Source organism: Ruegeria sp. HKCCD7221, from assembly GCF_013031225.1.
Taxonomy (GTDB): Bacteria; Pseudomonadota; Alphaproteobacteria; order Rhodobacterales; family Rhodobacteraceae; genus Ruegeria.
In genome coordinates, this window is sequence record NZ_WPZE01000004.1 from 386,817 (window position 1) to 401,257 (window position 14,441).

Below are 14,441 nucleotides of genomic sequence, written 5' to 3' on the forward strand. Positions count from 1 at the left end.
TGGCACTTTTTGGTGCTGGTCGATGGTACGGTCGAACTCTGTAGACACCCCCTGACGCGCGGCGCAGTCGGTCGAGAGAATTTCACCAGAAGCCACATCCAGATTGGCGTAGTGGGGGGCGAGACCGGGAGACCGGCAAGTTCTCTGAGACCCTCACGACTGCCCAGCGTGACGCCCTCGAAGCTCTCTATCAGAAACTCGCGGATACACTCGGTGTCCCCCTCGAGATCGACAAGAGCCTCGAGATGTTCACCCTATTGCAGCATGACCAGTCCGAAGCCGCCGAGGTCGAACTCGAAGACCGCCTCGACCGCAACGAAGTGATGACGACAGGCGGTTAATGACGCCCAAGAACAACAAAAGAAAGCTACATCCTCGGGGTTCGCTCCGAGACAATGTTTTCGATGGCATCCGCTAGGTGAACATCGGCAATCGCCAGATCACCGCGTTCCACGCGAAGCCTGTGAGCTTCAGCCAGAACGTCACCGTGAGTTGCACCTTCGGGTGGCTCAAAGCGGTAACTCGCAAGTTCGATCCTCAAGCCCAGCGGGTCGTGGAAATAGATCGAGTTCATGAAGCCTCGGTCTTTGATTGGAGTGTGCGTGATGCCTCTCTCATCCAACCGCTCCTCAACCTGCATAAGGACCGAGCGGGACACCGCAAATGCTAGGTGATGAACTGCGCCGACTTGATCATTGAGTGAACTGCCGGACGGCTTTCGATCTTCATTGGTGAACACCGTGATCGTCTGACCGTTACCGGCAGCGAAGTACAAGTGACCCTGTGAATGATCATCCAAGTTTGGTTGATCAAAAATAAGCGAAAACCCGAGAAGACCCTCCCAGAAATCTATTGATGTCTGCCGGTCTGCGCCTGTCAGGGTAATGTGGTGAATGCCCTGTGCCTGCAATTTGCGCATGTTGAGTTTCCTCCCCTTTGATGAGTTCGCGTCTCACCCAACCATTAAGTCCGCAAGCAAACCACGATAGCAACCGCCCGATTTCAGCTTGCAGCTTCCGCACTACTGCAAACCCTCCCCATGAACACCCTCGACCCCAGAATACACCTTCGGTGATCCATTGATTTCATTGGCTTTTCTGAAGCCAAAATCGACCCTCCGCAGGGGTCGGTAAGGAAGTGCTGTTTTAGGGGTTTTGAGGGCTTCCAGAAAAGGACACCCCAAATGGCAAATCCCCTGACAATAGGTGACGCGAAACGTCACTACCAAAAACACACTCCGCTGCACGGAAGGACCCGCCAGCACAAGGCAGACCTCGGCGCAATCGCCAAGGCATTCGCCCCGATGACCAAGGCTGAGACCCTTATCGGCAAACGCCGTGAAGAGGTGATCGACCGGAAGATCGAAGAGATGCTCGCGCGTCTCCAAGGTCGCCGCACCCGGCATCGCTACGATCAATCCGCAGTGATCGCCCTCGAGCATCTGACCGACCATCCCCTCGACCCCAATACGCAACTGCCGATCTGGCGTGACATGTTGCTCCGGTCGAAAGGGACGACCTTGTCCAAGGTTGAGTTCTATCGGGATGCTCGGTCGATCTTGCTGCAGCACTCAATGTTCAACTCGGCGGCACAGTGAAGCCGTTCAGATCAAAGGACCCAGAAACCATGACATCCAAAACCAACCCCACACCGGGACCACTAACCGACGACACTGAGGTCTGGCAGCGCACCCTGTCTATTCTGGCAGGTATCAAGCAGGTTGCCAGTGAGGTACGTGCAGAAGCCCGCCAGATCGAAGCGGTTTATCCTGATCAGTGGATTAAACCCGGACATTGGGAACGGGCCGATTTAGTAAGCGCCCTTAACAACGCCCACACGGTCATGAGCGCCGAAGTTCGCGCGATTGCGCGTGGCCGTAACTTAGCCATGCCTGAGAGTTTGAGGTGACGACGGACAAACTCAAAACCTCAAATCACAGGTTTCAAGCGGCTCAGGGTGACCCCCTTGGCCGCCCCTACTTACGCGACATCAGCTACGGCTTTGGGTGTACTGTCAGTTGTTCATTTTCCGAGCGGCCTGCTTCGCGTCGTATTGCTTCCACAGCCCCATATGTCCGTTTTGCCGCGCGTTTGCCAGCCATAGCTTCTTTCGAGCGTCGGGCCTTTCCATAGACCGGTACTGTCCACCGGAGAATTTTGGCCAGTCTATCGCTAAACCAAGTTTGACCATTTCAGCGGATAGATCACGACCATCCTCAAGGTAGCACTTTGCAACAGTCCGTCCGTGGGTGTCTTGCTCGGTCACTTCGGCCCTAATTTTTTGACCCTTGCAAAGCGAAACGAGCGCCCATTTCGCCTTTTTTCCATAGGGATGGTTCATCTCGGGAGCATCGACGCCAAACAGACGAACCTGTGTTTTCTTAATGACCAGTGTATCGCCATCTACAACGTAGGCTGAACCCGATAGTATCGTGACGTCGGGTTTCGGGACCGTATGGTCTGGATCAAAACGCTCTGGCTGCGACGTGCGCTGCCGTTGGTTCGTAGTCAATCTAGGTTTCTCATGCACACCTGACTGACTCGGCGGAGTAGTTGTATCGACTGGCCTGTTACTGCGAATTGCCAAATACACAGCAACAGCCAAAACCAAACCCAAAACTATCAAGATTTCCATGAGCTAGGTCTCCAAGAGTTAGGTCAATCAAATTTTTCGCACTGGATCAGGATCGAGCCAAGCACACGTTCGGGTTGATACGCTAGGGACACCTCATATTCACTCAGAGAGATGTGACGGATTTACCCCGCTGAGGGAATTCACGCGCGTGACAACGAGGCATGTGATCCATGCTCATGGCCACTCCCAGAATAGCTATCGGAATTTCAATTGGTTGATGTTTTTCCCGTCTTCTAGAGCTAACGGCGCAATTTGGCAGAAAATCGCAGAAGAATGGCAGCTTCGCAAAAGCAATCAATTCGTATCGTCCAGATGTGCAACCCAGGGTGAAAAGTCTTAATAAATGATTAAGTGAAGAATGATCGAGTGATGAGTGTGGAGCATGTTGTAGAATGACGGAGAACAAGGATCGCTTGACGGCTGAGGAAGCAAAGGGCCTTCGGACCGCAAAAGAACTAGAAGGTCATCTTGCGTGGTTGGACACGTTTACCCCCGCAGCCTTGGGTGTCCTGGCCATCGCATCTGGGATCTACACCTATCTCGGCGTGTCCTCATTGCTCGAAGACAATGGTGCGGTTTCTTTCTTCGCAGCCGTTGCGTACTCAATCGCTGTCTCTGTGGGCATCTTCGTGTTTTGGAGCTACATGCTCCGTCTGCTGCCTTCAATGCGAACGGCTAGTGGTTTCATTGGTTTGACGATCTCTACGATTGTTGGCTCTGTCGCCATTATCGCCATGTCTAGCTGGCTGAACGCAGCCGCACTCGCAGGCTCGGCGGCAGTCGAACAACACTTGGAGAACACTGTCCGCGACTACCAAGCTGCTCTCGAGCAAGCCCACGACATAGCCCTCAGTGGCCAAGCGTTGGGTCGCGAGGTGGAACGCGCCCGCCAGAGTTTTGAAGAACTGGCTGAACTTGAGCAGTCCGGAGACCTCTCAGGTACCGCCGGTCGGGGTGCCGTGTTTCGTGTGCTGACCCAAAAAGCTGAGGAGTTGCGAAACCTTGAAGAGCAGATCGCGGCGCAGCAAGAACCTATCGAGGAAGCCTTCCAACAAGGCAACGAAATCCTCGCAAAGATGCGCGAGCTTACTGTAGCCCCCGGTCCAGTGGATCGCCGATCGGTTCAGTTTTCTGAGGAAAGCGTGAAGTTGGCTGGTGTAATCTCGCGCCTCAACCAATACAGCGTCGCACCACTTGTTGCTCGTGCTGCTGAGGACTTGCCATCCTCGGTCGTACTCCCAGAGCTTGATGGGCGCAGCTCCGACGTACGAGACGCCCAATCGTCCACAATCAACTCTGTTTTGAACGCCTTGGACCAACGCAGCAAGACACTCAAGAACGCTGCTGACGAGGTATTGGACATGGAACCGCCCATCGAGACGGCATATAACCCGATTTCCAGCGCCGATGCAGTAATCAAGTACGCCCACAACTTCGTACCTTCTTGGGCTGGAGCTATAGCCATCGACTTGTTGCCCGCCGTGTTGGTGTTTGTGCTGGCTATCACTCAAGCCGCAATCCGCAGTGGTAAGGACGGCATGAGCATTGAGGATACTCTGACGCTTTCTGACCTTAGAGCGGCAATGAACGCCATGAAGGACGTAGAGGCGACTATGGGCGTGGCAGACGCAGCTATCCTCAACCGCGCCACTCCACAAAAAGATGAAACGTGATGAGCCTGTTAAGTCGTCTCGATCCTCGTTCAGGTCTACGCTACGTTCTCATCCTACAGCTCGCTATTGCAGGTGTTCTGATAGCGTCGGACGTTCTTGGTGTAGTGCCAAGCCCGTTCAAGGAGCGTGTTGAACTCCCGACTGGTCCGATATCCCCCGGCGATCAACGTCGAGAGTATCGCACTGATCGTAGCGATCCGTCGCTTTTGCCGCAGGATGGGCCTCTGGACGTACCCGTGCCAGAGGCTTTTCCAAACCGATTGGACTTTAATGTGCAGGATGTCGAGGGGCTAGGGCGAGTTCTCTTACTGAGCGGACAGATCGAGGTGGATGACTCTTCTCGCTTCGCCTCCTTCCTATCAGGCATGCAAGACAAACCAGACCTTGTAGCTCTTCACAGTCCTGGGGGCGTAGTCACTGAGGCGCTCGCCATTGGCAAGCGGGTGAGAGAAGCTGAGCTGACTTCTGCCGTTCTGGCTGGTGCAATGTGCGTGTCGTCATGCCCGTACATCCTAGCAGGCGGCGAGGAACGCATAGTTTCACTTCGCGGTATTGTAGGTATGCATCAGCACTACTACGACCAGCCTCGCTTAATACCTGTCGTCTTCGCAGTAGAGGGCATCCAGAAGGGGCAAGGAGAAACGATGCAGCATTTGATCGACATGGGTGTGGACCCGTCACTGATGCTGTTCTCACTGAATACCCCACCCGAAGAAATTTATGCGCTTATCGAGGAAGAACTAGTGGATACCCGCATAGCAACCCAAATTATCGATTAACACGTGACACCGAGGACTTCGCCTTGTTCAAGAAGCTAACCATTGCCTTGGCATTTTTCGCCACTACTGCTGTCGCTGGTGGCCTCCAAGTGCGCGACGCGGACACGATCGTTGTCGATGGCACTCCGGTCCGTTTGAACGGCGTGGATGCGCCGGAGCTTGGCACTCGTTCTGGTCAGGATGCTAAACGCTGGATGGTGAACTTCCTACGCGGCAAGAACATCGAGTGCAAACTCAATGGCGAGCGCACCTATGATCGCTGGGTTGGTGTTTGTTACGCTGACGGACAAGACATTGGTGCTGCCGTAATTGCGGCGGGGCATGCACTGGATTGTGCGAGGTACTCAGGGGGGCGCTATCGGCACTTGGAGACCTCTGCGGCCAAGTCTCGGTTGAGGCGGGCAGGGTACTGTAGGTGAGATTGCTTATACTTATTACATATTTAGCCGTTAGTGATAAAATCTGTTCAGGCGGTAAATGTCATTTCGCCGACTTGTTTGTCACTAACCGAGTATTGGCGAAACTGAAAACTTCACTAGTCCGGCGGAAGAACGCGATATCTGGCATCGAATTGATCATCAATACCCATCGAGGATTTATGCCATTCTTTGTTGGACTTCACGCGACACCTAAAGTCCATCTGCTGCCCAACGTGACCAGCAGTAATTGAAATCACGATTTTCGAGCTGGACGTGTCTCCTTGGATCGGCGGGCCAAAAGCGACCCAATCTAGTGTGTAATCCGATTGCTCAAATGCTGGATCAATGTCAACTTCCAGCGTCAAAATATCACCTACATTAAGATAAGACTCTGGTTCTTTGGAAAAATCGACCAGGACTCCTAGTGGAGAAACCTCTGTCATGTAAGGACGGGAAACTGAGTTTCCGAATGAGTCGGAAAAGTTGATAATCGTCGGAACGTTGTATTCTGTCTTCATTCCCATTTTTTGATAGTAGCCTTTAAGTGCATCAATTACGTCTCCCGAATAGCACACGGCTTGTTCAGCTTGACGAAGACTCAATGGATTGGCATGCGAGAGCCGATTACGGGGTTCGATAAGGCGACCAAGAAACTCTTTTGCAACGTCGCGACCCTGCGGGAAAGCCGCGGATAGCGGGCCGCGAAACCGTTGCCACTCCTGCCCACATATTATGGTTACTAGATCGTCGAGAAACACTGCGTCTATGAACCTTGGAAACCGATCCGGATTTCCATCTCGTCTTCTTTCGGCGTTTTCAACGATTTGTTTCTTAATCAATCGGTTTCCGTTGTTGTCTTGGTATTTCTCGTATTCCGTCGAGATTTCTATGAAACTTTCATCGATTAGTCTGCGAAGCCATCGCTCGAGTGTTTCAATTCGTGCCTTTGCAGCTTCTCTTACTTGTGAGTCCGTTAGGTGTTCCAGCATCGCGCCCCTCTAGATGGCTGGTTTAGTTGAAAGCTTCGCAAATGGCTTCGCGAACCAGTTCTAAGTCGCCATCGACACTCTCGTATAACTCTGCGAGATCGCTGGCGAAGTTAACTGCATCGCTGCGGTATTTGTTGATGGTGAAATAACCGTAGAAATTCCCATCTGGATCAACCAAGACAGGCACTGAATTGTCCGATGAATGCTTGTTCCATGGGCTGGAAGACGAGTATTTACTTCCAAATGTGCCAAATTTGTTAACTATGCTATCGCTGTCATATTTGGAGCCTTTTCCATACTTGTTGCAGATCGATTCAGAATTGTACTTGCTGCAATTCAGGCACCCGAGGAACTCATCGTGGCCGCTACCCCCAAATAGTAACAGCTCTTGTGCGTTCCCAATACTCGCAAGGAGCCAAAAGGCGAGCGCGATCAAGCTTTGTCTCAACTAACTATCCTTATTGACGAAAGTGGATCTTACCGAAACGATCAGTAGGGCAAATCACGTCGCAATATCTAGGCCAATTTTGCGCTCATTGCCTAGTGTTTAGTCAATCTGGGCAATATCTTCGGTATCCGCAGCTGTGTCGTTGATGAAGTGCTGCGCAGTGTCCGCTCAGCAACATAGCTACCGTTTCGGAAGGGGTATGAGTTTCTGATTATAATCGAGTGGCAGACGAAATCCGAGGTTGCTCTTCCAAGCCTCAGACCGTCTTAGTGATGTATTCGAACTTCAACCTCTCAATGGCTTCCTTCCGAACTTTCAAACTTGGACCTTCACCATAGGCCCCAGCCACATCGCCGGATCCATGCCCGGTGATGAAGTCGTTTATTTCTTTGGATACCCCGGCGTCACGCAGCATGTCCTTAAAGTTCCCCCTGAGTGAATGGACGACCTTAGTCGGGTTCTCAGTGATCCTTCGAACCCATAGCATCAGCGCCTTGGAGGCAGGACCTTGTGTCTTACCGTCGCGGTCTCGAGGGAACTCGGGGAACATCTGACCGGATTTACCCGTCTCTATCCATGTTAGGGCAGAATGGACTGGCACCCGTCGCTTAGACCCCGAGTTCTTCACGATGGCACCCGTAAGATCGAAGTAAAGAACACCTTGCTCCTCGTCCTCTTTGACGTCCTCCCACGTCAGCAGGGCGGCTTCGTCGAGCCTCATACCGGTGGTGGTCAGGATCGACAGTAGGGACCGCAGGTGTGGCTCCATGGGTTGCGCAAAGAGAGCCTTGAGTTCTCTCGAGGTAAACGGAGTATAGCTTTGCTTTTTGGCTCCGAGGTTCTTGTCTAGCTTAATCCCCGCGAACACGTTGTGAGGGACCCAGCCTTTGCGTACTGCGTGGTCAAACATACGCCGGACGTAGCCGATCTTCTTGTCTATGGTCTTTCGGCTTTTTGATGCGCCCACATCTTCCGCGAACCCGTGAACCATCACCGCAGTGACGTCAGAGAGGGCAATGTCCCCCGCGAAGTCCTTGAACTGCTCAAGGGCGTGTTCGGCTTCGCGTTGAGTCTTGATCGTGCTGTACGGATTGGTCTCAAGGTACTCCTTAGAGGCGATGGCGAGGTAAACTGTTCCCGATGCAGCCGTCGTCCGCTCGGTGCCTCCAGCCTTCCACTCTTGGTAGACCTTGAGAGCTTCTATGGCCTGCTCGTTGACCACCTCGACAGCAACGTCGTTTTCTTCGTTCTCACCGTATTCGAGGTTCTTGTGGTACTTGATGAGGTCCTCAAGTTCCCCGATGTCCTCCATGCGTTGAACCTCGTCGGCGTCACCGATCCAGCCGAGTAGATCGCTGATCACGTCGCGCGGATCAGGCTTGCAGTTGTCCAGTTGGGCATAAAGATCAGCAGATATGTTGTGTTGCCTGCGCTTGGCATCAGTCAAATCACTTGTTCCCGTGGACTTCTTGAGTTGCTTCCTGCCGTTGAAATGTTGGCGAAGCTCGGCGGGGATCGTCAGGAGAACGTAATACTTGCCTTTGTTCTTCGCTAAGGTCGTCGCGGGGTAGTCAAGCACTTGTATCCTCCAAAGTATCCTCCATGAGATACTCCAAGTGTCTAATATATTGAGAAAAAACACAATAAGGATGTGTGGAGGCGAGTACCGGAATCGAACCGGTGTACACGGATTTGCAAGAGCAATGCACTTAGAAAAGATTATTGAAAACAATTTGTTGTTTGCTGAAGATTTCCTTGTGTACAATTTTGCGTACGTTGCAACTGTTCCTACTTCAGTATGTCGCGAACTTGTACAATTGAACGAACAGCAGTGTGAAAATCCAATTTGTTGACCATAAGAATGTTGTTTCGTAACTCACAACCGTTGATGTATCGCGGAGCGTCAATTGCGTATTGTTGATTTTGCGCATTGCTAATCATCGTTACGTCAGCGGCTGTGTGTGTGTACGCGATCCTTATGTCCCAAAGTGCCTCAAGTCTACGTTTGAGTGAATGGGTTGGTTGAGGGCTGATATATGACTGCCAATTTGGATCATCGTTGTTGGGAAGTTGATCCAAAACTTTCTTTCGAAAACTTCCGTTCAGTCTTCTCTCCTCACTTGAAATCAACCAAGTAACCAAGCCTGCATTAACGGCGGACACAGCTTCATCAGTAGCTGCACCATATCCAAATTCAGATATGCGATACTCTGCTGTTTCCATGGCTGTAACAACATCGTTCGCGATCTGTTCGAATTCTGACATCACTTTCAGTTTCCTCTCTTCAGTGTGGGTGTGTTATCGAAATTCTAATTTGGTAAGATGCTCCAGCTTTCAATTTGGCCAATAATCCGAAATTTTAGGTGTATTGGATCCTACGCTCTAAGTCAGTCAATGCGAACTGGTGCCGCCAAGATAACTGCGGACGGCAACAGTTGAATTGCGAACGAAATCAATCAGTTCTTCTGTAAGTGTGACTTGGCTGCCTTCAATGCTAACTCCAGGAATATGTACTTCGCGGACCATTTGCAGGGCAGTTTTTTTATCGTTCTTGCTTAAATCTCCGTCGTTGTGCACGACAGCATTTCGAACTTGAGCCAACGCGTTCAAACTCGCCTTGCAGATACCTAACTGCGATAATCTTTCCTTACTGTCGCTAGGAAGAGAAGCGATAAACTCGTCGAAATCTGCATGTTTTGACGACTTTGAGTTCCAACTGTATTTTCCTTTCTCGCTTTCCAAATAAGCGAGACAGCCTGACAAATAGTAACTTACGAGATAGTGAGTAAAAACTGGGTGCTCCTCACCATACTTACCTTCTAAAGTACCATCTGGTCCTTCCCTAATCGCATGCGAAAATAGATCGCTTATTCTGCGTACATTGACCAACAGCTTTGTTTTCTCGTTCATGGGCTTCTCTGCATTTAAGTTTTGTTTCCTGCGCGGACGCTATCGCAGTATTGCTCAAATCCCAGTTCACTACTTGGGGAACGCGATACTGAATGAAACTCAGCGATGCGCGTCGCTTCTACCAGTGTTTTTTGGTGCTCTAGGCTACAATTGAAAACTGTAAGGCCTTCACAAGGCGCAACGCTCTTGGCCTTGTTTACATTGAAGCCCGCAACATCAAACGCTCCGCAGATCTCATCGTAGCAAGTCTCCAACGCCGTCAAATCGTTGGAAGACAGAGATATGTCATCCACATAAACAGCCACGTTGGCATGTTTTGAAACTCCGCGTAGTGCGGTGCCAAGTGCGGACTGAGACAAAACCAACGTCGCCAGAATGGGCGATTGCACAAATCCGTAAGGCAGGGCGTAACTAGGTTCTTTGAAGGGGTTTTGGACGCAAGACCATTTTCCGTAGTGAGTTGCACGAGGGATGCTGATTGCGCGCAAGCTTCTCACGACACGGTTGCGAGCTACAGAATAGAAAAAGTTCTCTATGTCTAACTTGCAAAAATACTGATTTGTACGGTGTGAGTGCAGAGCGGCTACATGCCCGCCGTTGCGTAAATGATAGTAAAAATCATCAAACGCGTAGCCTCGTTCAACCCTGTCCTTAACGTCGTTGCCTATGCGACGACCTAGATTGGATGGAGCGAAAACGGGTTTGCCATTAAGCTCAAACGAGTGGCTGTAGTTTTGGAAGGTTACGGGCATAGTTGACGACCTTACTCACAAGTTCAGCGAACTGATTGGCTACTTTGAGTGCCAAGAGCACCACGGGCAGCCACTTGCGAGCAAGGCGGTTGAGTTTCGAATATTTCATCGTCACATCCTCCATGCTTAAACCAACGGCAACCTGCAGCTCTGTTCACACAGAGTCGCCAACTAAGAGAGCATATGATACTCTCAAAGCTAATACTCAAGCGAACTCAAAGGTTTACTACAAGTATCAGCCAACGTGAGCTGCTGGCTATCGCCATTGGCTTGTATCAACCTAAGGTCGAAACTGGGGGCTTGCAAGGTCCGTTGTTCTTCGTTGCTTGCATCAGATGAACTGCGTCGCTTTTCGCAGTTTGCATTTTTTGAAATCTGTATATCGCTTCGTCAGGGCGAGCTGTTTGTGGTGAGGCCGCGCCTGCTTTGTCCGCCGCAACCTACATCAATTTTTTGGCGTGCTAAGGATACGCCCTAAGAAAAGACATCAATAAAGTTATCAGATAAAAAACGTAAATTGTTTTGAAAAAGGAATATGAAACAGCGCGGGTGTAGATTGAACTCGTTGGTAATCAGAGCCAACGAAAATCAAGCAAACCTAAAAGGAATTAGAACAATGAGTGACGGATTTGGCGGTCTGGTCGTATGCCAGAGCAAAGACTTCAATGGTGATGTAGAAGCTATCAGTAATGAACTGAACAATATTGGTGCCTGGGACGAAGACGGAGAAATATTTGACATTGAGAACGACGTTTACGGCTTACGGATCGTCTTCTCGTCACACATTGTGAGTTTTCCAACTGTTTTCCCAGTTAGTGCCGAAATGGCGGAAGTAGAAGCTCTTACTGCGGCGCTTGAGTACAGGGAGGCTGAGTTTGGTATGAACGTCTTGGTTCCTCTTGAGGAAATCTGCCGCAGAGTCTCTATGCACATACGGAGCGGTGAAATCACGATAGCTTGCTCCAAGCAACAAGATAACCTTTGCGTCACCTTTGAGAGATTGACAGTTCGCGCAGACGGCAGCGGCGAGCGGACTGGAACTGAAGTCGATATACTGGGACGCAATGGAATGCATGAGGTAGTTGAAGCGCAAATCGCGGCTTAGTCAGTATTAGTACCGCCTAAACGAGTTCGATAGCATTTCGCAGTTTGTTCTCGTTGATTTCAATGTATCGCATAGTTGTATTCAGGTGCTTGTGGCGAGCAAGCGCCTGAATAATGCGCGCGTTTACACCTTTGTCAGCGAGCTCTGTTAGAAATTGGCGGCGACCGCTGTGTGAGCTTGCGCCCTTGATGCCTGCGAGCGCATAGAATCGGGCGAACAAGTTTACGATCGTCTGAGGACTGAACCCGCCGCGCTTTGCACTGAAGAACAAAGGAGCGTCGTGCTGGGCGTTATGGTGGGGGTGGGCAGCTGCATATGCCGCCAGCATTTTGCTCAGCCGCTTACTTACAATCACCGTATTCGCCTCATCGCCCTTTGTCTGAACTGCCTTGAGAAAAATCGTGTCGCGAACCGCACCGTTACTCTCATAAACGTCCCCAACCTTCAGTGCAGCGATTTCACATGCGCGCAGACCCGCGAAGAAACTTAGCGCGAAAATGGCTTGATTGCGTTGGCTGTAGCGATGGGCGTTGATTACGGCTTGGATCCGCTTTTGCTCCGCATGGGTTAGTAGCTTGGCTTGTTTCATGTCTCACCTGAATTGTGTGGTTTTGTCTTAAGTCATTATAAAGTCGCACATTTTACCAAGCGATCAGAAAAGGCAGCCAATCTAACTTATTGGAATCCAAATAAGTTTAACGAAAATGTTAGGGTCTACTATTTTTCTAACAATTGCGATCTTGGTGTTTTGCTGAGTGCGACTTCAGTAATGCGGTGCTGTTCAGCAAGATAAGTCTGAATATCTTCCTGTAGCTGGCCAAGTTCTCGTATTTCAACTTCAAGCAGTCCGCTAAAGCGGCGACCTCTCATTGAAAGTAGTGCTCGCTTCAAATTGATTGCTTCAATGCAGTTGATTGCAGCAGTGACACTAAAATCTCGTTTGTTGTGACGCCTCTCCGCATACCAACTGCGGCTCTTTCCACACCAATCCCTACTGAAGTCCTCTGCCGTTTCAACCAGATCGCATTCAGACAGCTTTATGTACACCTGTTCAATCAAGAGCATTTGTTATCGCCCAGTTTTCAAACCAGTGTATTTTGGCTTCTTGGGTTTGGACGGCTCAGCGACCGTTATTGGGCGCAACGGTGGTTTTGGGTCCAGCTCCGTCTCCTTGCGTTTAGCCTTGCGTCTTTTTGCTGCCGCGTCTTCCTCGCTGAGTTCCTCGCGTAAATTTTGAATACAGTGATTTGCCGTATGGATTAGCAACTGAACAAGTTGAACTTGCTCGTTGCGGCCAATTTTGTGGAAATTCAATTGCAGGATTTTCAGTTGGCGGTGCAGTTCGTTACTTTTCATCTTTTCGTCTCCCGCGATTATTTATCCTTAGCGTGCTAAAGAGCGGTTGAAGTCTAAAGTATTATCACAATAAAAACGAAAAATACCTTGATGAGTGATGATGTTGGATGCTTCCTTTAAATTGGTTTTGTCAGCAATCAGCTGTCGTTACCAACTGAAGGAAATCAAATGTTTTATGTAATACAAGCCAACGCTCCCGTTGCTCATTTTGAAATGATTAACGGCGAAGAAGTCGCAACCCACAGCATCTTTGCGCTAGCCGCCCCAATGACCGTGCACAAAAGCGACATCGTCGCAGAAGGCTATTGCAGCTGCGGCTGTGGCGACAAAACGTCCATTGTAAGGATGGGCGCAACAGAAGGTGGTTGCATGTATATGCGTGTGTTTGACGCTGACAGAGCGATGCAGAAAGCAGCATGAATGCGGGCAGCGCAGTGCGTTGCTGCGCTGCGCTAAGACTTGGGAAAAACGCCCTGATCTACACCAGCAACAATCGCTTCAGCCTTTTTTAGGACGCGGCTGGCGTGAGTAGACATGTAGGCCTTGGCATCTACAACAGTCTTCGCACTCTGTTTAGATTGCTCATCATCGCTCAATTGATAAGAAGAGATGCCCGTGTTTTGGGTGATTTCCCAGAGTTTCGCATCTGGGTTTTGGCGACGATACTCAAGCGCCGCGTAGGCACTTTTAAGCGCCGCAACCTTGTCATGCAGCGGAATATAGCGGGCAGAGATATTCTTATTGTATCGCTGCCCGCGTTTGCCCGTATGGTGTTTCTGGATGATCCTGTTGAGCTGCTGACTGATCTGCCGCTTGCGCAGGCTTAAAGGGATGGCGATTAGCAGTGCGTCATCACCTAGGTCGTTCGCGGGTGGCTCAACGACACGAACCTCATCCAATGCTGGGTAACCAAACAGCACAGCACCCCTGTCAGCTGGCATGTCGTCAGTCTTGAAATTCCACCACTTACGAAATCCATCCCTGCCATCCTTGTAGTCAAAGATATCGCCAAAGTCCGTGTAAAGTTGCTTCTGCATGGCATTGCGGACACGTCCGCGCTTCTCGCAGGTCCGCTTATAAGTGGGTGACAGGCGCATGAAGCACCACCACCAATAGTAGACGCTGTCGTGCCAAATGACCCCACCGCCCTTGGTGGTAGGTCTGAGTTGCGCCTTGTTCAGGCGGCTCTCCACGAACACGGGGCGCGCGTTGGGAAAGTGATAGAGGATTTTGGGGCTTGCCTGCTTCGTCATTTGTTATCAGGCTAAGGGCAGATTTTGGCAGAAGCCAGAATAAATTTGCACGATTGCGTTGCGGTTGTCTTCCTGTAATGACGCGTGTGGGCTAGGGTTGTTGCAAAGATAATCTGAGCACGC

19 protein-coding genes are annotated in these 14,441 nt (G+C 50.6%); 7 read left to right on the forward strand and 12 right to left on the reverse strand.

All coding sequences use genetic code 11. The annotated features are described in order from the left end of the window. Nucleotides 1–367: 367 nt before the first annotated feature. Nucleotides 368–919 carry a VOC family protein gene (locus GOX73_RS12975; protein WP_171134940.1) on the reverse strand — a complete coding sequence of 184 codons (552 nt, stop codon included), beginning with the start codon at nt 917–919 and terminating at the stop codon, nt 368–370. A 264-nt stretch (nt 920–1,183) separates the two neighbouring features. On the opposite strand from GOX73_RS12975, the gene GOX73_RS12980 reads away from it, so the two are divergent. Beyond that, nucleotides 1,184–1,597 (forward strand): hypothetical protein, encoded by a 414-nt coding sequence (locus tag GOX73_RS12980; protein WP_171134941.1) that lies wholly within the window; start codon nt 1,184–1,186, stop codon nt 1,595–1,597. Between the two features lie 29 nt (nt 1,598–1,626). Then, the gene (locus tag GOX73_RS12985; protein ID WP_171134942.1) at nt 1,627–1,908 is read left to right on the forward strand and encodes a hypothetical protein; all 282 of its coding nucleotides are present in this window, start codon (nt 1,627–1,629) and stop codon (nt 1,906–1,908) included. Nucleotides 1,909–2,013: 105 nt separating this feature from the next. Here GOX73_RS12985 and GOX73_RS12990 read toward each other — a convergent pair whose 3' ends face one another. Beyond that, nucleotides 2,014–2,634, reverse strand: coding sequence for a thermonuclease family protein (locus tag GOX73_RS12990; RefSeq protein WP_171134943.1), 621 nt, complete (start codon nt 2,632–2,634; stop codon nt 2,014–2,016). A gap of 392 nt (nt 2,635–3,026) precedes the next feature. Here GOX73_RS12990 and GOX73_RS12995 point away from each other — a divergent pair, with 392 nt between their 5' ends. The 3 genes from GOX73_RS12995 to GOX73_RS13005 are packed head-to-tail and all read left to right on the forward strand — an operon-like array spanning nt 3,027 to nt 5,505. Next, nucleotides 3,027–4,307 carry a hypothetical protein gene (locus tag GOX73_RS12995; protein ID WP_152457318.1) on the forward strand — a complete coding sequence of 427 codons (1,281 nt, stop codon included), beginning with the start codon at nt 3,027–3,029 and terminating at the stop codon, nt 4,305–4,307. Beyond that, nucleotides 4,307–5,086 (forward strand): hypothetical protein, encoded by a 780-nt coding sequence (locus GOX73_RS13000; RefSeq protein ID WP_171134944.1) that lies wholly within the window; start codon nt 4,307–4,309, stop codon nt 5,084–5,086. The genes GOX73_RS12995 and GOX73_RS13000 overlap by 1 nt, the downstream gene beginning before the upstream one ends. A 23-nt stretch (nt 5,087–5,109) precedes the next feature. Beyond that, entirely contained in the window at nt 5,110–5,505 is a 396-nt protein-coding gene (locus tag GOX73_RS13005; protein ID WP_171134945.1) for a thermonuclease family protein, read from the forward strand. A 116-nt stretch (nt 5,506–5,621) separates the two neighbouring features. On the opposite strand, the gene GOX73_RS13010 is transcribed toward GOX73_RS13005, so the two are convergent. From GOX73_RS13010 to GOX73_RS13035, 6 genes are all read right to left on the reverse strand, one after another. Then, nucleotides 5,622–6,494 carry a hypothetical protein gene (locus GOX73_RS13010; RefSeq protein WP_171134946.1) on the reverse strand — a complete coding sequence of 291 codons (873 nt, stop codon included), beginning with the start codon at nt 6,492–6,494 and terminating at the stop codon, nt 5,622–5,624. A 22-nt stretch (nt 6,495–6,516) separates the two neighbouring features. After that, entirely contained in the window at nt 6,517–6,930 is a 414-nt protein-coding gene (locus GOX73_RS20650) for a hypothetical protein (RefSeq protein ID WP_217351010.1), read from the reverse strand. A gap of 268 nt (nt 6,931–7,198) precedes the next feature. Continuing rightward, nucleotides 7,199–8,521, reverse strand: a complete 1,323-nt coding sequence (locus GOX73_RS13020; RefSeq protein ID WP_171134947.1) for a DUF6538 domain-containing protein — start codon at nt 8,519–8,521, stop codon at nt 7,199–7,201. 209 nt (nt 8,522–8,730) lie between these two features. After that, complete coding sequence (locus tag GOX73_RS13025; protein ID WP_171134948.1) at nt 8,731–9,207, reverse strand: hypothetical protein; 477 nt, start codon at nt 9,205–9,207, stop codon at nt 8,731–8,733. A 126-nt stretch (nt 9,208–9,333) separates the two neighbouring features. Further along, nucleotides 9,334–9,852: a hypothetical protein gene (locus GOX73_RS13030; RefSeq protein ID WP_171134949.1), complete on the reverse strand. Its 519-nt coding sequence runs from the start codon at nt 9,850–9,852 to the stop codon at nt 9,334–9,336. Between the two features lie 14 nt (nt 9,853–9,866). After that, complete coding sequence (locus GOX73_RS13035) at nt 9,867–10,604, reverse strand: reverse transcriptase domain-containing protein (protein ID WP_171134950.1); 738 nt, start codon at nt 10,602–10,604, stop codon at nt 9,867–9,869. Between the two features lie 616 nt (nt 10,605–11,220). On the opposite strand from GOX73_RS13035, the gene GOX73_RS13040 reads away from it, so the two are divergent. Then, the gene (locus tag GOX73_RS13040; protein WP_171134951.1) at nt 11,221–11,709 is read left to right on the forward strand and encodes a hypothetical protein; all 489 of its coding nucleotides are present in this window, start codon (nt 11,221–11,223) and stop codon (nt 11,707–11,709) included. Nucleotides 11,710–11,725: 16 nt separating this feature from the next. Here GOX73_RS13040 and GOX73_RS13045 read toward each other — a convergent pair whose 3' ends face one another. The 3 genes from GOX73_RS13045 to GOX73_RS13055 form a co-directional block, all read right to left on the reverse strand. Further along, on the reverse strand, nt 11,726–12,298 hold the full coding sequence (locus tag GOX73_RS13045; protein ID WP_171134952.1) for a site-specific integrase: 573 nt from the start codon (nt 12,296–12,298) through the stop codon (nt 11,726–11,728). A gap of 128 nt (nt 12,299–12,426) precedes the next feature. Beyond that, entirely contained in the window at nt 12,427–12,774 is a 348-nt protein-coding gene (locus GOX73_RS13050) for a DUF6626 family protein (RefSeq protein WP_171134953.1), read from the reverse strand. Nucleotides 12,775–12,777: 3 nt separating this feature from the next. Then, the gene (locus GOX73_RS13055; protein WP_171134954.1) at nt 12,778–13,065 is read right to left on the reverse strand and encodes a hypothetical protein; all 288 of its coding nucleotides are present in this window, start codon (nt 13,063–13,065) and stop codon (nt 12,778–12,780) included. Nucleotides 13,066–13,233: 168 nt separating this feature from the next. Here GOX73_RS13055 and GOX73_RS13060 point away from each other — a divergent pair, with 168 nt between their 5' ends. Further along, nucleotides 13,234–13,485, forward strand: coding sequence for a hypothetical protein (locus tag GOX73_RS13060; protein ID WP_171134955.1), 252 nt, complete (start codon nt 13,234–13,236; stop codon nt 13,483–13,485). A 32-nt stretch (nt 13,486–13,517) separates the two neighbouring features. Here GOX73_RS13060 and GOX73_RS13065 read toward each other — a convergent pair whose 3' ends face one another. Then, nucleotides 13,518–14,318 (reverse strand): hypothetical protein, encoded by an 801-nt coding sequence (locus tag GOX73_RS13065; protein ID WP_171134956.1) that lies wholly within the window; start codon nt 14,316–14,318, stop codon nt 13,518–13,520. Between the last annotated feature and the right edge of the window lie 123 nt (nt 14,319–14,441).